General features: G+C 59.0%; 20 protein-coding genes. 12 read left to right on the forward strand and 8 right to left on the reverse strand.

Annotation, left to right across the window (positions count from 1 at the left end):
- Positions 1-28 precede the first annotated feature (28 nt).
- From araH to AC6I79_RS10630, 3 genes are all read right to left on the reverse strand, one after another.
- Positions 29-1015 (reverse strand): L-arabinose ABC transporter permease AraH, encoded by a 987-nt coding sequence (gene araH, locus AC6I79_RS10620; protein WP_021506177.1) that lies wholly within the window; start codon positions 1013-1015, stop codon positions 29-31.
- Between the two features lie 17 nt (positions 1016-1032).
- A complete protein-coding gene (gene araG / locus AC6I79_RS10625; protein ID WP_021506178.1) occupies positions 1033-2553 on the reverse strand; it encodes an L-arabinose ABC transporter ATP-binding protein AraG in 1521 nt (506 codons plus the stop codon).
- A 174-nt stretch (positions 2554-2727) separates the two neighbouring features.
- Positions 2728-3711: an arabinose ABC transporter substrate-binding protein gene (locus AC6I79_RS10630; RefSeq protein WP_021506179.1), complete on the reverse strand. Its 984-nt coding sequence runs from the start codon at positions 3709-3711 to the stop codon at positions 2728-2730.
- 366 nt (positions 3712-4077) lie between these two features.
- On the opposite strand from AC6I79_RS10630, the gene AC6I79_RS10635 reads away from it, so the two are divergent.
- Both AC6I79_RS10635 and araA read left to right on the forward strand, forming a co-directional pair.
- Entirely contained in the window at positions 4078-5763 is a 1686-nt protein-coding gene (locus tag AC6I79_RS10635; RefSeq protein WP_238560936.1) for a ribulokinase, read from the forward strand.
- 11 nt (positions 5764-5774) lie between these two features.
- Complete coding sequence (araA, locus tag AC6I79_RS10640; RefSeq protein WP_021506181.1) at positions 5775-7265, forward strand: L-arabinose isomerase; 1491 nt, start codon at positions 5775-5777, stop codon at positions 7263-7265.
- Between the two features lie 498 nt (positions 7266-7763).
- Here the strand turns inward: araA and yjfF are convergent, their stop codons facing one another.
- Genes yjfF through ytfQ form a run of 4 tightly spaced genes read right to left on the reverse strand, consistent with a single transcriptional unit; the run spans position 7764 to position 12287 of the window.
- Positions 7764-8750 (reverse strand): galactofuranose ABC transporter, permease protein YjfF, encoded by a 987-nt coding sequence (gene yjfF, locus AC6I79_RS10645; RefSeq protein ID WP_021506182.1) that lies wholly within the window; start codon positions 8748-8750, stop codon positions 7764-7766.
- The gene (gene ytfT, locus AC6I79_RS10650; RefSeq protein ID WP_498027279.1) at positions 8747-9763 is read right to left on the reverse strand and encodes a galactofuranose ABC transporter, ATP-binding protein YtfT; all 1017 of its coding nucleotides are present in this window, start codon (positions 9761-9763) and stop codon (positions 8747-8749) included. The genes yjfF and ytfT overlap by 4 nt, the downstream gene beginning before the upstream one ends.
- The gene (locus AC6I79_RS10655) at positions 9756-11276 is read right to left on the reverse strand and encodes a sugar ABC transporter ATP-binding protein (protein WP_021506184.1); all 1521 of its coding nucleotides are present in this window, start codon (positions 11274-11276) and stop codon (positions 9756-9758) included. The genes ytfT and AC6I79_RS10655 overlap by 8 nt, the downstream gene beginning before the upstream one ends.
- Positions 11277-11330: 54 nt before the next feature.
- The gene (gene ytfQ / locus AC6I79_RS10660) at positions 11331-12287 is read right to left on the reverse strand and encodes a galactofuranose ABC transporter, galactofuranose-binding protein YtfQ (RefSeq protein ID WP_021506185.1); all 957 of its coding nucleotides are present in this window, start codon (positions 12285-12287) and stop codon (positions 11331-11333) included.
- 675 nt (positions 12288-12962) lie between these two features.
- On the opposite strand from ytfQ, the gene ydgT reads away from it, so the two are divergent.
- From ydgT to nth, 9 genes are all read left to right on the forward strand, one after another.
- Complete coding sequence (ydgT, locus tag AC6I79_RS10665; protein WP_010618950.1) at positions 12963-13178, forward strand: transcription modulator YdgT; 216 nt, start codon at positions 12963-12965, stop codon at positions 13176-13178.
- A 108-nt stretch (positions 13179-13286) separates the two neighbouring features.
- Entirely contained in the window at positions 13287-13730 is a 444-nt protein-coding gene (locus AC6I79_RS10670) for a DUF2569 domain-containing protein (RefSeq protein ID WP_498027280.1), read from the forward strand.
- A gap of 123 nt (positions 13731-13853) precedes the next feature.
- Positions 13854-14435 (forward strand): electron transport complex subunit RsxA, encoded by a 582-nt coding sequence (gene rsxA / locus AC6I79_RS10675; protein WP_021506188.1) that lies wholly within the window; start codon positions 13854-13856, stop codon positions 14433-14435.
- A 1-nt stretch (position 14436) separates the two neighbouring features.
- Entirely contained in the window at positions 14437-15015 is a 579-nt protein-coding gene (gene rsxB, locus AC6I79_RS10680; protein ID WP_021506189.1) for an electron transport complex subunit RsxB, read from the forward strand.
- Entirely contained in the window at positions 15008-17422 is a 2415-nt protein-coding gene (gene rsxC, locus AC6I79_RS10685) for an electron transport complex subunit RsxC (RefSeq protein WP_498027281.1), read from the forward strand. Before rsxB ends, rsxC begins: the two co-directional genes overlap by 8 nt.
- Positions 17423-18481: an electron transport complex subunit RsxD gene (gene rsxD, locus AC6I79_RS10690; RefSeq protein WP_152391059.1), complete on the forward strand. Its 1059-nt coding sequence runs from the start codon at positions 17423-17425 to the stop codon at positions 18479-18481.
- 2 nt (positions 18482-18483) lie between these two features.
- Positions 18484-19116 carry an electron transport complex subunit RsxG gene (gene rsxG, locus AC6I79_RS10695; RefSeq protein WP_031279157.1) on the forward strand — a complete coding sequence of 211 codons (633 nt, stop codon included), beginning with the start codon at positions 18484-18486 and terminating at the stop codon, positions 19114-19116.
- Positions 19113-19814: an electron transport complex subunit E gene (locus AC6I79_RS10700; RefSeq protein WP_152391060.1), complete on the forward strand. Its 702-nt coding sequence runs from the start codon at positions 19113-19115 to the stop codon at positions 19812-19814. Before rsxG ends, AC6I79_RS10700 begins: the two co-directional genes overlap by 4 nt.
- A complete protein-coding gene (gene nth, locus AC6I79_RS10705) occupies positions 19811-20443 on the forward strand; it encodes an endonuclease III (protein ID WP_159378222.1) in 633 nt (210 codons plus the stop codon). Before AC6I79_RS10700 ends, nth begins: the two co-directional genes overlap by 4 nt.
- Before the next feature lie 45 nt (positions 20444-20488).
- On the opposite strand, the gene AC6I79_RS10710 is transcribed toward nth, so the two are convergent.
- Positions 20489-21175: a CTP synthase C-terminal region-related (seleno)protein gene (locus AC6I79_RS10710; RefSeq protein WP_058776277.1), complete on the reverse strand. Its 687-nt coding sequence runs from the start codon at positions 21173-21175 to the stop codon at positions 20489-20491.
- A 664-nt stretch (positions 21176-21839) separates the two neighbouring features.
- Here AC6I79_RS10710 and dtpA point away from each other — a divergent pair.
- A complete protein-coding gene (dtpA, locus tag AC6I79_RS10715; protein WP_058757699.1) occupies positions 21840-23345 on the forward strand; it encodes a dipeptide/tripeptide permease DtpA in 1506 nt (501 codons plus the stop codon).
- Positions 23346-23394 lie beyond the last annotated feature (49 nt).

The raw sequence follows: 23394 nt of genomic DNA on the forward strand, positions 1-23394 counted from the left end.
GCGCAGCGTTGCGGCTGCGCCCGCGGGATCAGGCGGTTCTGCTTTTTTGTTTGTAACGGTCAAAGATCACCGCCGCTAACAGTATCAAACCGCGCACCACATACTGTGAGAATGGCGAGATATTCAATAAATTCATCGCATTCTCGACGGTACCCAGAATCAACACCCCGGCGACCACGTAGGAGATCTTGCCGATACCGCCCTTCAGCGACACGCCGCCCAGCACGCAGGCGGAGATAACGATCAGCTCATAGCCGAGCGAGGTCATCGGCTGACCGCTGGTCATGCGCGAAGCCAGGATAATGCCGGCGGCTGCTGATACCAGCCCGGAAAGGATAAAGATGATGATGCGCGTGCGCACCACCGGCACACCGGCCAGCCGCGCCGCTTCCTCGTTGCCACCAATCGCCAGCGTGTTGCGGCCAAAGGTGGTTTTGTTCAGCAGGAAACCGAACACGATCATGGTGGCGATGGTCAGCCAGATCGGTGCCGGCACGCCCAGCCAGTTGGCGTAGCCGAGGGTGAAAAAGCGCTCATCCTCAATCCCCACCGCTTTACCGTCGGAGAAGATATAGGCCAGGCCGCGCACAATCTGCATGGTCGCCAGCGTGGTGATCAGCGCGTTAATTTTGAGACGTGCAATCACGAAGCCGTTAACGAAGCCGGTGGCCATACCGAGCAGCAGGCCGGCGGCGACGCCGATCCACAGGCTTTCGGTCATATTGATCACCACGGCGGTGACGACGCCAGCGCAGGCAATCACCGACGCCACCGACAGGTCGAAATCGCCGGAGGCGAGGCAGAACAGCATGCCGCACGCCACCATGCCGGACATCGACATCGCCAGGCCCAGCCCTTTCATGTTGATAAAGGTGCCAAAATTAGGCACGAAGATGGCGCAGACGATAAACAGCAGCGCAAACACCACCAGCATGCCGAAGTTGTCCCAGATGCGCCCGAGCTGCAGGCCACTGCGCTGCACCGGTGGCGTATTGGACGTGGTAGATGAAGCCATTTTTACTCTCCTTTACCTCAGGCCACGGCGGCCGCTTGAGTGGTTTTCGGCATGGCCAGGCTCAGCGTCAGCTGCTCCGTGGCGGCGTCGTGGGGCAGTTCACCGGCAATCTCACCTTCGCGCATCACCACGATGCGGTCGGCCAGTCCCATCACTTCGGGCAGATCGCTGGAGGCAAACAGCACCGCGATCCCTTTGTTCGCCAGCTGATAAATCAGGTTATAGATTTCATGTTTGGCGCCGACATCAATGCCGCGCGTCGGTTCGTCGAGCAGGATCACGTTCATCTCCTCCGACAACCAGCGGCCCAGAATTGCCTTCTGCTGGTTGCCACCGGACAGATTCATGATCAGCTGATGCGCACCCGGCGTTTTGATGTTCAGCGAGCGAATGTGGTGGTCCGCGTTTTTCGCTTCCCAGCCCGGCTTGATCAGACAGCCGGCACTCAGGTTGTGGCGGCGCGCGCTGATATTGATGTTCTCGCGCACCGAGTGCACCGGAATGATACCTTCGGCTTTGCGATCTTCCGGGCACAGCATGATACCGGCGCGGATGGCATCAATCGGTTCGCGGATGTTGAGCTGCTTACCGTCCAGCGTGACCGTGCCTGCGCGCAGCCGGGTGGCACCAAACAGCCCTTTCATCAGTTCGCTGCGGCCGGCACCGACCAGTCCAAACAGACCGACAATTTCTCCGGCGCGCACCGTCAGCGATATCGGCATCCGCACGCCTTTCGCTTCCACCTGGTCCAGCTGCAGACGCACGGGACCCAGCTCACGTGGCGCGTAGCCATAGATATCTCCGAGGTTGCGTCCGACCATCGCCTCCACCAGATCGTCATGGTGGGTATTGGCCATATCCGTGAAGGTGCGCACGTAGCGCCCATCCTTAAACACGGTGATGGCATCGCTCAGCGCGAAAATTTCTTCCATGCGATGCGACACATACAGCACCACCCGGCCCTGCTCGCGCAGCTGGCGAATCACGCGGAACAGATGCTCAATTTCGCGCGCCGACAGCGAACTGGTCGGCTCATCAAAAGCGATGATGCGCGCGTTGCGCGCCAGCGCTTTAGCGATTTCGACCATCTGCCACTGGCCGAGCGACAGGTATTTCAGCGGCATGTCGGGGTCGATATCCATGCCAAGATTTTTCAGCTGCAGACCGGCTTCGTAGCGCAGCAGCTTGCGATTAACCAGCCCGCGCTTGTGCGGCAGCTGGCCAAGATAGATGTTCTCCGCCACGCTCATTTCCGGTACCAGATGCAGCTCCTGGTAAATGATCGCTACACCGGCATCCAGCGCATCAACGGTATTGCTGAAGCTTTTCGCTGTGCCTTTGATGCGGATTTCGCCGCCGCTGGGCTGATAGCTGCCGCTGAGGATTTTCAGCAGCGTGGATTTGCCCGCGCCGTTTTCTCCCATCAGCGCGTGCACTTCACCGGCGCGGCACTGAAAAGAGATATCCTGCAGCGCTTTCACGCCAGGGAAGGTTTTGCTGATGCCATGAAATGACAGAAATGCTGGATCCGTGTTCATGGGAACTCCTGAGCCTCTATGTTTCGCACCGTAGCGGCGTTGGCTGCGCACATTTACCCCGGTCACTGACCTCAGTAAGCTCCCGGGGATAAACGTGTTTGCCGCCTTGCTACAGCACGAACTATGCCGGCTGCCTGTTAATTAACATCACATTGAGGACGGCTTAAAACCGACTTACATCAGCCCTTTCTTCGCCAGCTCGGTTTTGAAATTGTCGCGGGTGATCAGCACCACGTCGGTCACTTCGGTGAATTTCGCTGGCTCCTGTCCTTTGGTCACCCAGTTGTAGAGCATTTCGCTGCTCTTATAGCCGTGCACGTCCGGGCTCGGCAGCAGGGAACCGTAGAAGCCGGTTGGCGCGCCTTTTGACAGCTCGCTTACCGCGTCCACGCCGTTGATACCGATGCCGATCACGTCCGGTGCCTTGAAGCCCTGGCCTTCGGTGGCGCGCACGCCGCCCAGCACGGTGTTGTCGTTCATGCCGACAATCAGCCAGTGCTTCACTTCCGGATGCTGCACCAGCAGCGAGTTACCGGCGTCAAACGCGCCCGGGATATCGTTAGATTTGGTCGGCACCTGATAAATCTGCTTCTCCGGGAAGCCGGCGGCTTTCAGCGCGGCCATTGAGCCACCGGTGCGGCGGCGTGCGGTATCCAGTTCGTTAGCAGTAATCGCCATCACGGCGGTTTGCTTCACATCCCAGCCGCGTTTCTGCATCTCTTTGTACAGCTCCTGGCCCTGACGCTCGCCGATTTTGGTCGCCGCCATCATCACCAGCGGTACGGTATCCATTGGCTTGCCTTTGGCGGTGACAAACTGGTCATCCACGGCAATCACTTTCAGGTCATAGCTGCGTGCTTTGGCGACGATGGCCGAGCCCAGCTTGGGATCCGGGGTACAGATGACAAAGCCTTTGGCGCCGCTCGCCGCCAGGCTATCGATAGCGTTCAGGGTTTTTTCACCGTCCGGCACGGCAATTTTGATCACTTCAAAGCCGAGATCTTTGCCGGCCTTATCGGCGAATTTCCACTCGGTCTGGAACCAGGGTTCCTCCGGCTGTTTGACGAGAAAACCGAGCTTCATGGTCTCGGCGATAGCGGATTGTGACATAAGCGCGGCGAGGCCTGCGGCCGCCAGTGCTTTAGTGAATTTATGCATGATGCTCTCCGGCACAATGGTGTTTTATCGCTGTTATCAACGAATCGGTGTAAACGCTACCAATCAGATTTCACGTTCGGGTACAGCGCAAAATCAGCGCGTTAGCTCAAAGGTTGTACAAAGGCTGTGCAAACGCTGGGCTAGTTGTAGCGGGAAAAGCGCGGAAAAATGTAGAGCGGTATCACATCCCAAAACGATGACTAAATCCTCCATATATTCAGCAAAATTAACCGGACATTAACTTTTGCTGTCGATCACACAACCCCGCCGATGACAGAAAAGTGCATATTCTCAGCCGCTGATGACTAACCGCCGCCCGCGCCCCATTCCAGGATAGAGCGAGACAACTCACACAGGAGAATCCCGATGAGCGCGGGTGCCATAACAATTGGGCTGGATTTCGGCAGTGACTCGGTACGGGCGCTGGCCGTGGAGTGCCACAGCGGTAAAGAGCTGGAAAAGGCGGTGGTCAACTATCCGCGCTGGGCAAAGGGTGAATTCTGCGATGCACACGCAAACCGCTTTCGTCATCATCCTCAGGATTATATTGATGCGCTGGAACAAGCCATCGTCAGCGTGGTGCAGGCGTTAAGTCCGGCGCAGCGCGCCGCGGTGGTGGGTATTGGCGTCGATTCTACCGGCTCGACGCCGGCCCCCATCGATCGCGACGGCAACGTCCTCGCGCTGCGTCCGGAATTCGTCAGCAATCCCAACGCCATGTTTGTGCTGTGGAAAGATCATACCGCCATAGAAGAAGCCGAAGAGATCAACCGCCTGTGCCGCAGCGGCCAGTTCACCGACTATACCCGCTACATCGGCGGCGTTTACTCCTCCGAATGGTTCTGGGCCAAAATCTTGCACGTATCGCGTGCCGATGCCGCGGTGCGTGAGGCGGCGGTTTCGTGGGTAGAGCTGTGCGACTGGGTGCCTGCGCTGCTGAGCGGTACCACCGCACCGGCCGATCTGCGGCGCGGACGCTGTGCCGCCGGGCACAAATCATTGTGGCATCCGGAGTGGCAGGGTTTACCGCCGGCGGCGTTCTTTCGCGCGCTCGATCCCATGCTGGTGGAACAGCTCGATTCGCCGCTGTTCAGCGATACTTTTACCGCCGATGTGCCGGTCGGCACGCTGTCGGGCGAATGGGCGCAGCGTCTTGGCCTGTCAGAACAGGTGATGCTGTCCGGTGGCGCCTTTGACTGCCACATGGGCGCGGTTGGCGCGGGCGCACAGCCGTACACGCTGGTGAAAGTCATCGGCACCTCGACCTGCGACATCCTGATCGCCGACAGCGAACAGGTGGGCGATCGCGCGATCAAAGGCATCTGCGGTCAGGTCGACGGCAGCGTAATGCCGGGCGCCATCGGCTGTGAAGCCGGACAATCGGCGTTCGGCGACATCTACGCCTGGTTCAGTCGCCTGCTCGGCTGGCCTTTGCAGCAGGCGGCGCAGCGCCATCCTGAATTACAGCCGCAGCTGGCCGCGCTGCAGCAGGATTTGATCCGCCAGCTGACCGACGCCTGGGCGGCAAATCCGCAACTCGATCACCTGCCGGTGGTGCTGGACTGGTTTAACGGTCGCCGCACGCCGGACGCCAACCAGCGCCTGAAAGGCGTGATTACCGACCTCAACCTCGGCACCGATGCGCCGGCGCTGTTCGGTGGCCTGATTGCCGCCACCGCCTTCGGCGCTCGCGCCATCATGGAGTGCTTCGAACAGCAGCAGATTCCGGTGCAGAACATCCTGACGCTCGGCGGCATTGCGCGCAAATCCCCTGCCATCATGCAGGCCTGCTGCGATGTGATGAACCGGCCGCTGGACATTGTCGCTTCCGATGAGTGCTGCGCGCTGGGCGCGGCGATTTTTGCCGCCGTTGCCGCCGGCGTTTACCCCGATGTGCCGGCGGCGCAGCAGGTGATGGCCAGTCCGATTGCCGTCACCCTGCAGCCGGACAGCGCGCGCGTAGCGACTTATCAGCAGCTTTATCAACGTTATCAACACTGGTGCCAGGCGGCTGAACCGCAGTACGCCGCGCGCGCCGCATCCGCTAAGTAAAGGAGCGATGAATGGAACAGAAAGTCTGGTTTGTGATTGGTACACAGCATCTCTACGGAGCGGAAACCCTGCGCCAGGTTGAGCAGCATGCGCGCCAGGTGATGGACGGCCTGAACCAGGCCGGTACGCTGCCGGTGCCGCTTGAGCTGAAGCCGCTGGTGAAATCACCGGATGAAGCGCTGGCGCTGTGCCGCGAGGCCAATCACGACAGCCAGTGCGTCGGTATCATTACCTGGCTGCATACCTTTTCGCCGGCAAAAATGTGGATTGGCGGACTGAGTATTTTGCATAAGCCGCTGCTGCAGTTTCACACCCAGTTCAATGCGGAAATTCCGTGGGACAGCATGGACATGGACTTCATGAACCTGAACCAGACCGCGCACGGCGGCCGTGAGTTCGGCTTCATTGGCGCGCGCATGGGTCTGCAGCACAGCGTGGTGACCGGTCACTGGCAGGATAAAACCAGCCAGCAGCGTATTGCGCGCTGGATCAATGCCGCCCTGGCGAAGCAGGCCAGCCAGCAGCTGAAAGTGGCGCGCTTCGGTGACAATATGCGCGAAGTGGCGGTCACCGAAGGCGATAAAGTGGCAGCGCAGATTCAGTTTGGCTATGCGGTTAACGGCTGGGGCGTCGGCGATCTGGTTGAGGTGGTGAACAGCGTCAGCGACGGTGATGTCAACGCGCTGGTCGACGAATATGAGAGCCAGTATCTGTTCAGCGCGGCGGCGTCTGTAAACGGCGACAAGCGGCAAAATGTGCTGGATGCCGCACGCATTGAGCTGGGCCTGAAGCGCTTCCTCGATAGCGAAGGCTGTAAAGCCTTTACCACCAATTTCCAGACGCTGCACGGTATGACCCAGCTGCCCGGTCTGGCAGTTCAGCGCCTGATGGCTCAGGGCTACGGTTTCGCCGGTGAAGGCGACTGGAAAACCGCCGCGCTGCTGCACATCCTGAAAGTGCAGGCCGGCACGCGCGCCGGTGGCACCTCATTTATGGAGGATTACACCTACCACTTCGCGCCGGGCAACGAGCTGGTACTGGGCTCGCACATGCTGGAAGTGTGCCCGTCGATCGCCAAAGAGGAGAAGCCGCTGATTGATGTGCAGTTCCTCGGCATTGGCGGTAAAGCCGATCCGGCACGTCTGATTTTCTCGACGCCGGCGGGTCGCGCGGTGAACGCCAGCGTCATCGACATGGGCGACCGCTTCCGTCTGCTGGTCAACGTGGTCGATACCATTGAACAGCCGCAGGCGCTGCCGAAGCTGCCGGTGGCACGTGCGCTGTGGCGCGCGCAGCCGTCGCTGGCCACCGCTTCTGAAGCGTGGATCCTGGCGGGCGGCGCACACCATACGGTGTTCAGCCAGGCGCTGGATGTTGAGGATATGTACCTGTACGGCGAACTGCACGGCATTGAAGTGCTGGTGATTGATGACGAGACGCGCCTGCCGGCCTTTAAAGATGCGCTGCGCTGGAACGACGCGTACTACCGCCTGAAACGTTAATTGCCTGAGATGTTGAAGTAAGCCGCGAGTGGATCGCGGCTTTTTTTTGGCTTAAAACGTGCGCGCCAGTCAACAAAGGCAGGCGTTACGTAAAGCCGGCGTGAATACCTCCCTGTCGCCCCGGTCGCCGCATCCCTGCGGCGTACGCTTTACTCCACTGCCCGCATTTATTTCCTTCATATCCGTGTGCTGCGAGTGGTCAGATTTAAACGCCGCGCAGCGCATTAATGACAGCGATGAACAACTTAACTGTCCCATCAATACCAGCCCGAATAGCAAAGCGTCCGCGCCAGGGATGGCGCGGCCGATCGGCATGGATGCGGGGTTTCTTTGCGATCGGGCTGGCCTTGATGGGGCTGGGCACCCGATTAACAGCAACCCCACTAAGCATCCACGACTCTGAGCGCTAAAACTGCAAACCCCACCTAACATCCACGAATCTGAGCATAAAAAAAGGTGCGCCAGTTTGCGCACCTCTTAACACACATGCGATCACGACTAAGACGTTAAACGCTTAACCGGCGCGTTCTGCTGGCGGTCCCACATCACCGTCAGCAGACGCTGCAGCGCAATAAAGGCAAACAGCAGAATACCGATGGCGATTTTGGTCCACCACGAACTCAGCGTGCCGTCGAAGTTAATCCATGTCTGAATCAACCCCTGAATCAGCACCCCGAACAGCGTGCCCAGCACCGTACCGACGCCCCCCGACAGCAGCGTACCGCCAATCACCACCGAAGCAATGGCATCCAGCTCGACGCCCAGCCCGGCCAGCGCGTAGCCGGCCGAGGTGTAAATGGAAAATACGATGCCTGCCAGCGTCGCCAGCGTGGTCGACAGCATATAAATCTTAATCGTGGTGGCGCGCGTCGACACGCCCATCAGCTGAGCCGACGTCAGATTGCCGCCAATGGCGTACACCTGATTACCGAAGCGCGTACGGTGCGCCAGCAGAATGCCCCCCGCCACCACCACCAGCATAATCACCGCCAGCAGGCTGAGACGTCCGCCGCCGGGAATTTTCCACGCCAGGCTCGACAACGTGGTATACAGCGGATGATCGATAGGAATCGAGTTCTCCGACACCAGATAGCTGCAGCCGCGCAGGAAAAACATCCCGGCGAGCGTGATGATAAAGGCCGGGATTTTTAATGCATCAATCAGCCAGCCCATCATGGCACCAAACAGCGCGCCTGCCGCCAGAATCAGCGCAAAGGCCAGCAGCGGATCGACATGGTAGTCGCCGATGATGCGCGCCAGGAACACGCCGGTGAAAGCGATCACCGCGCCAACGGACAGATCGATGCCGCCGGACAAAATCACAAACGTCATGCCGACGGCGATGATGCCGAGAAACGCATTATCAGTGAGGATGTTGCAAATCACCCGCGTTGAGGCAAAGCCGGGAAACTGGCTGAGGCAGAACAGGTAACCCGCGACAAACACCAGCAGGGTAATCATTAACGGTAAATGACGCTTGATCATGGTTTACGTCTCCCCTTCAGCATGGCGATAAAGCGCGGCGACTGCAGCAGCAGTACGCACATCACCACCACCGCTTTCACCACCTGGTTCAGCTCCGGCGGAAAACCTGACAGCAGTATTCCGGTATTCATTGACTGGATAATCAGCGCGCCAACCAGCGACAGCACCAGGTTAAAACGCCCGCCCATCAGCGAGGCGCCACCAATCACCACCGCCAGAATGGCGTCCAGCTCCAGCCACAACCCGGCATTATTGGCATCGGCACCGCGAATATCGGCGGCGACAATCAGCCCGGCTACCGCCGCGCACACGCCGCTGATGGCATAGGTGGACATCACCACCAGCCAGCCGGTCACCCCGGCATTGCGCGCCGCGCGCAGGTTGATACCTACCGCTTCGATGAACAGGCCAAGCGCGGTTTTGCGCGTCAGCAGACACACCGCCACGGCCACCAGCAGGGTAATCCACACCGGTACCGGCAGCAGCCACAGCGAACCGCTGCCAAACCACGCGAGGCTGTCACTGTTAAAGGTGATGATCTGTCCCTGGGTGATCAGCTGCGCGATGCCGCGCCCGGCCACCATCAGGATCAGCGTGGCAACAAACGGCTGAATCTTCAGCAGCGCCACCAGCACGCCGTTCCACAGGCCGCATAGCAGCCCGGTTCCGAGCGTGGCCAGGATAATAAAACTCAGGCTGTGCCCCGCCACCGTCAGCGTCGCCGCCGTCGCGCCGGCAATCGCCATTACCGCGCCCACCGACAGATCGATCCCGCCGGTGGCAATCACCAGCGTCATACCAATCGCCAGCAGCGCCACCGGTGCGGCGCGGTTGAGAATGTCAATCGGGCTGCCGAATAACCGCCCGTCCTGAATGTGAATAGCAAAAAAGTTATTCGCCACCAGGCTGTCGATCAGCAGCACCAGAATCAGCGCGACGATCTGCGGCATGCCCGGCGGCAGCTTCGGCTTCCGCCGTTCCGGTTTTTCGTGTGTCATAGGCGATTCAAGCATGTTGTGCTCCTCCGTCCGCGATGGCGTTGACGATCGACGCCACCGACAGCTGTTCCAGCGGAATTTCGGCGACCTGCTTCAGATCGCGCATGATCAGCACGCGATCGGCATAGCCCACCAGTTCTTCCAGTTCAGAGGAGATGACCAGCAGCGCCAGTCCGTCGGCGCACAGGGATTCTATCAGCCGAATGATCTCGGCGTGGGCGCCCACGTCGATACCGCGCGTCGGCTCATCCAGAATCAGAAACTGTGGTTTAGTCACCAGCCAGCGTGACAGCAGCACCTTCTGCTGGTTGCCACCCGACAGCAGCTCCACCGGCTGGTCGGCGTGCGGCGTGCGAATACCCAGACTCTTGATAAAACGCTCGGCTATCGCCTGCTGCTCACGACGTTTGATCGGCCGCAGCCAGCCACGCTGCGCCTGCAGCGCCAGAATGATGTTTTCCCGCACCGAGGCCGCGCCGATGATGCCGTCAGTTTTACGATCTTCCGGGCAGAAGCCCATGCCGAGACGCGAGGCTTTGGCCGGCGTGCGGATGTGCTGCACTTTGCCTTTGATGGTGGCGGTACCGCGATCGGCGCGGCGGATGCCAAACAGCACCTCGGCGGTCTCGGTGCGCCCGGAGCCGAGCAGCCCGGCCAGCCCCACCACTTCGCCCGGCCGTACCTGCAGGCTAAACGGTTCAATGGTGCCTTTCTTACCGTAATCCTCAAACGACACCACCGGCTGATTGCTGCGTAACGTACTGCCCTGGCGCTGCAGTGCGGTTTCCAGCAGCTCTCGCCCCAGCATCAGCTTAATCAGCTCAATCTGCGGCAGCGAGGCGGTGTCCCGCGTGGCGATAAACTGGCCGTTGCGCAGTACGGTAATCCGGTCGGTAATGCGGTACACCTGGTCGAGAAAGTGGGTGACGAAAATCAGGCTCATGCCTTTGGCTTTCAGCTGCGCCATCAGGGTAAACAGCATCTCCACTTCACTGGCATCGAGGCTGGCAGTTGGTTCATCCAGAATCAGTACCTGCGCGGAGAGATCGACTGCGCGGCAGATCGCAATGATCTGCTGCATCGCCACCGAGTAGTGGCCGAGCGGACGCGTCACATCCAGCGCGAAGCCGTAGTTGCGCATCAGCGCATCGGCGTCGCGCACCATGCGCTTGCGATCGATCATGCCGAAGCGGCGCGGCTCGCGGCCAATGTAGAGGTTATCCGCCACCGACATATTCGGCAGCAGATTCACTTCCTGATAAACGGTGCCAATGCCCATCTGCTGCGCATCGGCGGTACTGTGCGGCGCAATCACCGCGCCGTTGAGGGTAATGGTGCCGGCATCCCGCGTGTAGACGCCGGTCAGCACTTTAATCAGGGTCGATTTCCCCGCGCCGTTCTCACCCAGCAGCGCCATAATTTCGCCCTTGCGGATACTGAACGACACGTTATCCAGCGCTTTGACGCCGGGAAAGCCTTTGCTGATGCCGTTGAGGCTCAGCAGGGGTGTTTCATCGTAGCTGCTCATCAGATTCTGCCTCGCTTACGTCATAAAAACCGCCCCGAAGGGCGGTTGCGGGGATCAGTAACCCATGCCTTTTTTCTTATCCAGCTCCGCCTGAGCGTCAGCCGGTAAGAACAGTTTTGATTCGGTTTTGATAATCTTCGGCGGCAGCGTGCCGTCTTTTTTGAATTTCTCCAGCGCGTCAAAAGCCGGGCCGGCCATGTCTGGCGTCAGCTCAACGTTGGCGTTGGCCTCGCCGGCCAGCATCGCTTTATAGATATCCGGCACGCCATCAATCGAACCGGTGAGAATATCTTTGCCCGGTTTCAGGCCGGCTTCTTTAATTGCCTGGATGGCGCCGATCGCCATGTCATCGTTATGCGCATACACCATGCAGATGTTTTTGCCGTTGTTCTCGGCTTTGATGAAGCTCTCCATCACCTCTTTACCCTTACTGCGGGTAAAGTCACCGGACTGCGAGCGAATCACTTTAATGTTGTTGTGGCCGGCGATAGCTTCGGCAAAGCCTTTCTTACGGTCGATCGCCACGCTGGCACCGACGGTACCCTGCAGTTCCACCACGTTACACTGCTTGTCACCGACGGTTTTCACCAGCCAGTCACCAATCAGTTTGCCTTCCAGCACGTTGTCGGCCGTCACCACCGCCATGTACAGCGATTTATCTTTCACCACGATGGCGCGGTCCAGCAGGAACACCGGAATTTTGGCGTCTTTGGCCTCTTCCAGCACCGGTTCCCAGCCAGTCTGTACCACTGGCGCGATAAAGATGGCATCAACGCCCTGAGCGATAAACGAGCGCACCGCTTTGATCTGGTTCTCCTGCTTCTGCTGACCATCGGCAATTTTCAGGGTGATACCGCGCTTTTGCGCTTCACTTTTTGCCACGTTGGTTTCGGCCGAACGCCAGCCGGATTCAGAACCGACCTGCGAGAAGCCCACCGTCATGTCGGCAGCCAGAACCGATGTGCTGAGTGCGGCGCTGACCATGGTGGTCAAGAGTAAACGTTTCCACATAATTTTCATTCCTCTGAAGGGAGTGTGCTGTAGGGGTACAAACGCGCTTCAAGCCTGGCGCAATTGCGCTAAAACAAGCGCGACACACCTCACAAAACAGAATGAATTAAAGGGGTTACGCGTATCAGCGTGTCAGACAGCTGACTCAGCTTATGGACAAAACGCCTGAACTTTATGTCAGCGGAGGTTAAATAACTGTAATAAACAGAAGCGGTTATGACCGCAGGCACTGGAAACGATTACAACGGACACGTAAAGAATGGTTATTCATGCGCGCGGCAGGCAATGTTCTGTTTTGTGATAATTCGCACACTTGCGATTTGACGTTTCATCACAGCTGCACCCTTGTGCGTCACCGGTTACAGATAAATCGCTTTTTCGCGCCTGCTGCGTTTCAAAATAAGCGTAACAAAAGTGCGAAAAATAGCGTCTGGAATACCGCTTAAGGAACCTGTTAAATTTTCTCACCAGCCCCCGGTTAACGGGGCCGAAAACGCGCCTGATACGCAGAAAAATGCGCGTTAAAAAAGATAAAAGCGTAAAAAAGTCCCTTTTGATGAGCGAATTAGCGCACGTTGTCTGAATTTTGAATTTTTTTAACCGCGGTGTCTGGACTCTGGCCGCGTGCTCCCTATACTTGAGCACTTCCCCCGTTCTCTATCTTTTATGGCAATCATGACTGCGCTCGATTACCTGCTGAAATTTCGTAAAGTGAATAATCTTGAGAGTCTGGAAAAACTCTACGACCACCTCAATTACTCGCTCACCGATGATAACGAAATCATCAATATGTACCGCGCCGCCGATCACCGCCGTGCTGAACTCGCCTCAGGTGGCCGTCTGTATGACCTCGGCTGTGTGCCGAAATCCGTCTGGCGCTACGTGGTGTAAAGCGCGCTTATCTCTGTTTTTGCCCCTGGTGCGCTGTCCGAATCGGGCGTGACCCGTTTGGACATGGTACGCTCTGCCTCGTCTTTTTTGCTTATCAGGATGAATAACATGTCCGAATCGGTAAACCCGCCGCGTATTGCCGGCTGGCTGCTGCTGCCGCTGGCCTGGCTGATTATGACGATGCTGACCAGCGCGCTGGTGGTGGCGCTCTATCTGCGGCCGCTGTTTGACACGGAACTGCGCACCACGCTGTTTTCTCACGCCAGTATTTTAATGACGCAGTGGCTGGTGTCTTTACTCACCGCCGCCGCGGTGTGGCTGTACAGCATCTGGGTGTGCTGGATCTTTTGTCAGCGCTCGCGCCGTCTGCCGCGTCACTACATCATCTGGCTGCTGATGACGGTGCTGCTGGCGCTGAAAACCTTTGCCTTCACGCCGGTGGCCGATGGTAAAGCGATCCAGACGCTGCTGCTGGCCCTGCTCTCGGCGGCGGTCTTTGTGCCCTACTTCAAACGCTCACAGCGGGTCAAACAGACCTTTATTCAGCCCTGATGACGCTCTTTTCGTCAGGAATTTAATTCTGAGTGCTCTCAGCCAGCGCACGAATCGCGCAAAGGTTGAGATGCACCTCTCAATTCCGGATAATAAACGCCTTTCGGCTTCCCAGGTTAAAAAATGACCGATTACTTACTGCTCTTTATTGGCACAGTGCTGGTGAACAACTTCGTGTTGGTCAAATTCCTCGGCCTTTGCCCTTTTATGGGCGTGTCAAAAAAACTGGAAACGGCCATTGGCATGGGACTTGCCACCACGTTCGTCATTACGCTGGCGTCGATTTGCGCCTGGCTGGTGAATCACCTGATTCTGCTGCCGCTTGATCTGGTGTACCTGCGTACCATGGCCTATATCCTGGTGATTGCGGTAGTGGTGCAGTTCACCGAAATGGTGGTGCGTAAAACCAGCCCGTCGCTGTATCGCCTGCTCGGTATCTTTTTGCCGCTGATCACCACCAACTGCGCTGTACTGGGCGTGCCGCTGCTGAGCGTCAACCTCAACCACACGTTCCTGCAGGCGGCGCTGTACGGCTTCAGTGCGTCACTCGGCTTTTCGCTGGTGATGGTGCTGTTCGCTGGCATGCGTGAACGTCTGGTGCTGGCCAACGTGCCGGCACCGTTCAAAGGAAGTTCCATTGCCCTGATCACCGCTGGCCTGATGGCACTGGCGTTCATGGGCTTTACCGGTCTGGTGAAATTCTGATATGACCGCGATTTGGATTGCTATAGCTGTACTGGCGGCGCTGGCGCTGGTGTTTGGTGCCCTGCTGGGCTACGCCTCGCGCCGTTTTGAAGTAGAAGAAGACCCGATTGTCGAGCAGATCGATGCGATTCTGCCGCAGAGCCAGTGCGGCCAGTGTGGCTATCCCGGCTGCCGTCCGTACGCCGATGCGGTGGGCAATAACGGTGAGGCCATTAACAAATGTGCGCCGGGCGGCGAACAGACCATGCTTAAGCTGGCCGAGCTGCTTAACGTTGAACCGCAGCCGCTGGATGGCGGCGCGGAAGTGCTGACGCCGGTGCGCACCGTGGCGTGGATTGACGAAGCCAACTGCATTGGCTGCACCAAATGTATTCAGGCCTGCCCGGTTGACGCCATCGTCGGTGCCACGCGCGCCATGCACACCGTGCTGAGCGATGTCTGCACCGGCTGCGACCTGTGCGTCGCGCCCTGCCCGACCGACTGCATTGAGATGCGTCCGGTTGCCACCACCACGGCCAACTGGAAGTGGGATCTTGACACCATACCTGTACGGGTGATCCCGGTAGAACATCATGCTTAATCTGTTATCACTGCTGCGCAAAGACAAGCTGTGGGATTTCGCAGGCGGCATTCACCCGCCGGAAATGAAAACTCAGTCCAGCGGCACGCCGCTCAGCCAGCTCCCGCTGCCTGAGCAGTTCATCATTCCGTTAAAACAGCATATTGGCCACGAAGGCGAAATCTGTGTCGCGCCGGGCGATAAGGTGCTGCGCGGCCAGCCGCTGACCTTTGGCAGCGGCCGGATGCTACCGGTGCACGCGCCCACTTCCGGCACCATTGAAGCCATCGCGCCACACATGACCGCGCACCCTTCCGGCCTGTCCGAGCTATGCGTTTTCCTGCGCGCCGATGGCGAAGACCGCTGGATGCCGCTTGATCCGCAGCCGGACTATCGCGCGCTGGGTCGGGACGCGGTAGTGAAACGCATCCACGATGCCGGTATTGCGGGCCTCGGCGGCGCAGGCTTCCCGACCGCCACCAAACTGCGCGGCGGACTGCGCGGCGTCAACACGCTGATCATCAACGCCGCCGAGTGCGAACCTTACATCACGGCGGACGACCGCCTGATGCAGGATTGTGCGGCGGAAGTGCTGGAAGGCTGCCGCATCCTCGCCTGGGTGCTGCAGGCGGAGCGCGTGCTGATTGGCATTGAAGACAATAAGCCGGAGGCAATTGCCGCGCTGAAACAGGCGCTGGCCGGTGACCGTGAGCTGCAGCTGCGGGTGATCCCAACCAAGTACCCTTCCGGCGGTGCCAAACAGCTGACCAAAATTCTCACCGGGCGGGAAGTGCCGCACGGCGGACGCTCCACCGACATTGGCGTGCTGATGCAGAACGTCGGCACCGCCTGGGCGGTGAAGCGCGCCATTGTCGATGGCGAACCGATTACGGAACGCGTGGTGACGCTGACTGGCGAGGCCATTGCCCGGCCGCGTAACGTCTGGGGCCGTCTCGGTACCCCGGTAAGCCATCTGCTGCAACAGGTCGGTTTCACGCCAGGCGCACGCCAGATGGTGATCATGGGCGGGCCGCTGATGGGCTTTACCCTGCCGTCCCTCAACGTGCCGGTGGTGAAGATCACCAACTGTATTCTGGCACCGTCGGCCAGCGAGATGGGGCAACCGCAGGAAGAACAGTCCTGCATCCGCTGCAGCGCCTGCGCTGACGCCTGCCCGGCAAAACTGCTGCCGCAGCAGCTGTACTGGTACAGCCAGGGTGGCGATCATGATAAAGCGCGCGCCCATCACATTGATGACTGCATTGAGTGCGGTGCCTGTGCGTATGTCTGTCCCAGCAATATTCCGCTGGTGCAGTATTACCGCCAGGAAAAAGCCGAACTGCGCGCCATCGATCTGGAGGCCAAACGCACCGCCGAAGCCAAAGCACGCTTTGAAGCGCGTCAGGCACGCCTTGAGCGGGAAAAACTGGCGCGGGAGGCGCGCCACGAGCAGGCCAAACAGCGAGTTGCGCGCAGCGACAAAGCAGAGCTCGAAGCAGCAACCGGGCGCGTGAAAGCGCGTCCGGCGAAGACGCCGGAGCAGGAAGCGGCAGAACGCGAAGCGCGCCATGCCCGGTCGCTGGCGCAGCAGGCTGAGAAGCAGGCTGAAACCGAACCGCTAAGCCGCCAGGCCATTGACCCGCGCAAGGCCGCCGTGGAAGCCGCCATTGCGCGTGCCAAAGCGAAAAAAGTAGCCGCGCCGGCACAGCCAGCCGCTGACACCACGACCGCAGAAAGCGATCCGCGCAAAGCGGCGGTTGAAGCCGCTATTGCGCGCGCCAAAGCGAAGAAAGCTGCCGCAGCGCAGACGCCGGCCGATGCTGAGCCGGCAGCCGAAGCGCCAGCAGCTGAAGTCGATCCGCGCAAAGCCGCAGTCGAAGCCGCTATTGCGCGCGCCAAAGCGAAGAAAGCGGCGGCGGCGCAGACGCCGGCCGACGCTGAGCCGGCAGCGGAAACGCCAGCGGCTGAGGTCGATCCGCGCAAAGCCGCAGTCGAAGCGGCTATTGCGCGTGCCAAAGCGAAGAAAGCTGCGGCCGCGCAGACGCCGGCCGACGCTGAGCCGGCAGCGGAAACGCCCGCAGCTGAGGTCGATCCGCGCAAAGCCGCAGTCGAAGCTGCTATCGCCCGTGCCAAAGCGAAGAAAGCCGCGGCCGCGCAGACGTCGGCCGACGCTGAGCCAGCAGCGGAAACACCCGCAGCTGAGGTCGATCCGCGCAAAGCCGCAGTCGAAGCCGCTATCGCCCGTGCCAAAGCGAAGAAAGCCGCGGCCGCAGCGCAGCAGACAGCCGACGCGCCCGCCGCATCCCCTGAAGTGGAGGCTGCTGCCTCTCCTGACTCCGCCGACCCACGCAAAGCGGCGATTGCCGCAGCGGTCGCCCGTGCCAAAGCGCGTAAAGCGCAGCAGCAGCCTTCGACGACTGAGGACTAAATGGCTTTTCGTATTGCAAGTTCGCCTTATACCCATAACCGCCGCAGCACCGGCAACATCATGCTGCTGGTGGTACTGGCCGCGCTGCCCGGCATGGCGGCACAGTGGTATTTCTTCGGCATCGGTTTCCTGATTCAGGTGCTGCTGGCAGTCGCTACCGCATGGATCACCGAGGGCGTGATTCTGCGCCTGCGTCACGCGCCGGTAGTGCCGACGCTGGCAGATAACTCTGCCCTGCTGACGGCGCTGCTGCTGGGCATCAGCCTGCCGCCGCTGGCGCCGTGGTGGCTGGTGGTGCTAGGTACCGTATTTGCTGTGGTTATCGCCAAGCAACTGTACGGCGGCCTCGGCCAGAATCCGTTCAATCCGGCCATGGTCGGTTATGTGGTACTGCTGATCTCCTTCCCGGTGCAGATGACCAGCTGGCTGCCGCCGGATGTCCTGCAGGCGATCAAACCTGGCCTGATGGACTCACTCAGTATGATTTTTACCGGCCACACGCTGGCCGGTGACACCATGCAGCAGTTGCAGCTGGGAGTGGATGGCGTGAGCCAGGCCACGCCGCTCGATACCTTTAAAACCGGCCTGCGCGCCGGACACAGCGCCGAACAGCTGGTGGCCCAGCCGATTTACGGCGGCGTACTGGCCGGCCTCGGCTGGCAGTGGGTCAATCTCGGCTATCTGCTCGGCGGCATGCTGCTGCTGGCGAAGAACGCCATTCGCTGGCATATCCCGTTCAGCTTTCTGCTGTCGCTGGCGCTGTGCGCCACGCTCGGCTGGCTGTTCGCGCCGCAGTCGCTGAACTCACCGCTGGTGCATCTGTTCTCCGGGGCGACCATGCTCGGTGCGTTCTTTATTGCCACCGATCCGGTCACCGCGTCCACCACCAACCGTGGCCGGCTGATTTACGGTGCGCTGATTGGCCTGCTGGTGTGGCTGATTCGCAGCTTCGGTGGCTATCCGGATGGCGTCGCCTTCGCGGTGCTGCTCGCCAACATCTGCGTGCCGCTGATTGACTACTACACGCAGCCACGCGTGTATGGACATCGCAGGGATTGATGATGATCGAAACCATTCGTAAAAACGCGTTCACGCTGGGCATGTTTGCCGTGATCACCACCGGCGTGACGGCGGTGGTCAACTATGTCACCAAACCGACGGTCGATCACCAGACTGCGCTGCAGCAGAAAAACCTGCTCGACCAGGTGGTGCCCACCGATTTGTACGACAACAATATTCAGCAGGAGTGTTTGCTGGTGACCGATGCCCGCGCGCTCGGCAACGACAAACCGCATCATCTGTATGTGGCGCGCAAAGGGGATCAACCGGTGGCCGCCGCACTTGAGACCACCGCCCCTGACGGCTATTCTGGCGCGATACAGATGCTGGTCGGCGCCGATTTTCACGGCAAAGTGCTGGGCGTACGCGTAATTGAACATCATGAGACGCCGGGTCTGGGTGATAAAATCGAGCTGCGAATTTCCGACTGGATCAACAGTTTTAACGGCAAAGTGGTGCACGGTGCCGACGATAAAGCCTTTGCCGTGAAAAAAGACGGTGGCGAATTTGACCAGTTTACCGGCGCGACCATCACGCCGCGCGCGGTGGTCAACGCCACCAAACGCACGGCGCTGCTGATTGAAACGCTGCCAGCGAAGCTCGCTTCGCTGCCTGAATGTGGAGATGCACCATGAGTGAAGCGAAAAATTTACTGATTGGCGGACTGTGGAAGAATAACTCGGCGCTGGTGCAGCTACTGGGGCTCTGTCCGCTGCTGGCGGTGACCTCAACCGCCACTAACGCGCTGGGCCTTGGACTGGCAACCACGCTGGTACTGACCATCACCAACAGTGCGATTTCCGCTTCGCGCCGCTGGGTGCCGGGCGAAATTCGTATTCCGATCTACGTGATGATCATCGCTTCCGTGGTGAGCTGCGTGCAGATGCTGATCAACGCCTATGCCTATGGCCTGTATCAGTCGCTGGGCATTTTTATCCCGCTGATCGTCACCAACTGTATTGTGGTAGGACGTGCGGAAGCGGTGGCGTCGAAAAGCAGCATTCCGCTGGCTGCGCTGGATGGCTTTGCCATCGGCATGGGCGCCACCTGCGCCATGGTGACGCTGGGTTCGATACGTGAACTGATCGGCAACGGCACGCTGTTTAACGGCGCTGACCAGCTGCTGGGGCCGTGGGCCAAAGCACTGCGTATCGAAGTGGTGCACTTTGATTCGCCAATGCTGCTGGCGATGCTGCCGCCGGGTGCGTTTATCGGCCTCGGTATGCTGCTGGCCGGCAAATACCTGATCGATCAGAAAATGAAGCAGCGCGCCGCACGTCAGCTGGACGCTGCTGCTGCCGCGCCGCAGGGCGAAACCGGGAAGGCTGTGTGAATAAGGATAAACGCCTGCAGATCCTCACGCGACTGCGTGACGCTAATCCCCATCCGACCACCGAACTGAATTTCAGCTCACCGTTTGAGCTGCTGATCGCTGTGCTGCTGTCGGCACAGGCAACCGATGTCAGCGTCAATAAAGCCACCGCCCGACTCTATCCGGTGGCCAATACGCCAGCGGCAATGCTGGCGCTCGGCGTGGAAGGCGTTAAAGAGTACATCAAGACCATTGGCCTGTTTAACAGCAAAGCGGAAAACGTCATCAAAACCTGCCGCATTCTGCTGGGGCAGCACGGTGGTGTGGTGCCGGAAGACCGCGCGGCACTGGAAGCCCTGCCCGGCGTCGGGCGTAAAACCGCCAACGTGGTGCTCAATACCGCCTTTGGCTGGCCCACCATTGCCGTGGATACCCACATTTTCCGCGTCAGCAATCGCACCCGCTTTGCGCCGGGTAAAAACGTTGAGGAAGTGGAGCAGAAGCTGCTCAAAGTGGTGCCGGCCGACTTTAAGGTTGACTGCCATCACTGGCTGATTCTGCACGGTCGCTACACCTGCGTGGCGCGTAAACCGCGCTGCGGCTCCTGCCTGATTGAAGATTTGTGTGAGTTCACGGAAAAGACCGACTGATCGGTAACGGCGCGACGCTGCGCGCCGTAGATCGCTTATTAACCGTTATCGCGCCGCCTGCAGCCACGCCACGACCAGCGGCGACAGCCGGTTTTGTAACGCGGCGCGTTCAGACTGGAACAGTGTGGCGACAAAGAACGGATGATCGGTCAGCTCTACCCCGCGCACATCCCCCTGAAGATCCCATGAGGTAATACGCAGATTGCGCGTGACCAGCGCCTCGCTGAACTCAGCGTTAACGCCAAAGTTGCAGTGATAGCCTTCGTTACTCTGCAGCGCGCCGTAGGCCTGAGCTATACGCGAACCCGGCTCAAACGTGACCTCACCGCGCTGCTCGACCAGCGAACAGGCCAGTGGCGCAATCACCCAGCGCGCGTCAGGGTCGGTCTCGGCATGGCCAGCATCCTCCCAGCCCAGCACGTTGCGCGCATACTCCACTACCGCATACTGAAAGCCGGCGCACGAGCCTAAAAAGGGTTTACCGCTTTCGCGCGCCCAGCGAATGACGTCGAACACGCCGGCATCATTCAGGAAGGGACTGCCAGGCACCACCCAGACGGCATCATAGTCGTGCAGACGCGGCAGATCGATTTCCGGCGTCGCGATCCAGTCGGCGGTTACGTTAAGTGAGAGAGAGGTTGCGGCAAGCTGAACAGCGGGAGGAATAGCCTGGTGCGCGACGGCACTGGCACGGTAATCGCCCACGAGAGCGACACGAACGGACTGCTTCATGATGAGTTCCTTGCAGGGAAAAAACGAGGTTACAGCAATTTTTTCAGGCTGTCTAAGGGCTGGCGATCGGCTATCGATCCTCCCCCTGCCTGGCGCAACAGGTCGCTGCCACCGGGGGCGTTGCAGAGCTTATACAATGAAAGCCGCGATTAAGTGGTGAAATTGTCGGCAAACGGGAGAGCGGCAATCGTTTTCTTTTTTTACATTTCTAATTAATTGATAATTTTGTGCGCAGGATCAACAAATTAGCCTGCGGCGAACCGTCAGCTGCGTATTGTGCTCAACAATCAGACAATTGCGCTTACTTCTTCGGCAAAAATCAGGGGAATCATCCAGCTTAATGGGCTGGATAATATTATGTCCTGCCCGGAGCAGGAAAAGCAGTTTATCTCAGGAAAATCCATCAACCGATCTGCAACAAGAACAATTATCCTGCTATAATGTCACGCAGTGATATTTAACACTGATTTACAAGTTATTATCCTGGTTATAACCCTGCCTGTAACAAGTATTTCAGCGTGCAGAAAATGCTTGCCCTGTTGGCCTGATTCAGCCAAATTAGGCGCCGTTTTTCCTTTCTAATAACAATGTTGCGCGGGATTACCCAGCCCGACGCAGACTTAATTCCTGTTGTAAAACAGGCGATGTATAAACTGAGGTATACGTGTCAACTGCAAACAAACACACTGATGAGGCGGTAAGCCTTAACGCCTTCCGTCAGCCGAAAGCGTTCTATTTGATCTTCTCCATCGAACTGTGGGAGCGTTTTGGCTACTACGGTCTGCAAGCCATCATGGCGGTCTATCTGGTGAAACAGCTGGGGATGTCCGAAGCGGACTCCATCACCCTGTTCACCTCGTTCAGCGCACTGGTTTACGGCCTGGTGGCCATTGGCGGCTGGCTGGGCGACAAAGTGCTCGGCACCAAACGCGTGATTATTCTCGGCGTCATTGTGCTGGCGCTGGGCTATGCGATGATTGCCTTCTCCGGTCATGACACCACCATGGTGTATGTCGGCATGGCGACCATTGCCGTGGGTAGCGGGCTGTTCAAGGCTAACCCTTCTTCACTGCTGTCGACCTGCTACGAGAAAGACGATCCGCGCATCGACGGTGCTTTCACCATGTTCTACATGTCGATCAACATCGGTTCGCTGTTCTCCATGATGCTGACTCCGTGGCTGGCGGCCAAATATGGCTGGGGCGCGGCGTTTTCGCTGTCGGTGGTCGGCCTGGTGATCACCCTGCTGAACTTCCTGTTCTGCCAGCGCCTGGTGAAGAATTACGGCTCCAAACCAGACTTTGCGCCGCTGCAGGTCGGTAAGCTGCTGATGACCCTTGTCGGCGTGGTTGCGCTGATCGCACTGGCCACCTGGTTGCTGCATCATCAGAGCATTGCCCGCATGACGCTGGGCGTGATCGCGATCGGTATCGTGCTGGTGTTTGCCAAAGAAGCCTTTGCGCTGCACGGTGCGGCACGCCGCAAAATGATCGTTGCATTCCTGCTGATGGTCGAAGCCATTGTGTTCTTCGTGCTGTACATGCAGATGCCAACCTCGCTGAACTTCTTCGCCATCCGTAACGTCGAGCACGCGATTCTCGGTATCACCTTTGAGCCGGAACAGTTCCAGGCGCTCAATCCGTTCTGGATCATGGTGGCCAGCCCGATTCTGGCGGCAGTCTATAACAAGCTTGGCGATAAGCTGCCGATGCCGCACAAGTTTGCCATTGGCATGGTGCTGTGCTCTGCAGCGTTCCTGGTGCTGCCGTTTGGCGCGAAATTCGCGAACCAGGCGGGTATCGTTTCGGTGAACTGGCTGATTCTGAGCTATGCGCTGCAGAGTATCGGTGAGCTGATGATCTCCGGTCTCGGCCTGGCGATGGTGGCGCAGCTGGTGCCACAGCGTCTGATGGGCTTCATTATGGGCTCCTGGTTCCTCACCACCGCTGGCGCCGCGATGATTGCCGGTAAGGTAGCGAACCTGATGGCGGTGCCGGAAAACGTCACCGATCCACACGCCTCACTGGCCGTGTATAGCCAGGTGTTCCAGCAGATTGGTATCGCCACTGGCGTAATCGCGCTGCTGATGCTGATTACCGCCCCGCTGCTCAACCGCATGACGCAGGATGACGCGCAGGCAGAACTGAAGCGCGCCAGCGCTAACCAGTAATCGTTTCTGAGCCGGGCTAAGCCCGGCTTTTTTTATCCCCCTTCACAAC

The sequence above is a fragment of the gamma proteobacterium symbiont of Scutellera amethystina genome (assembly GCF_059730845.1).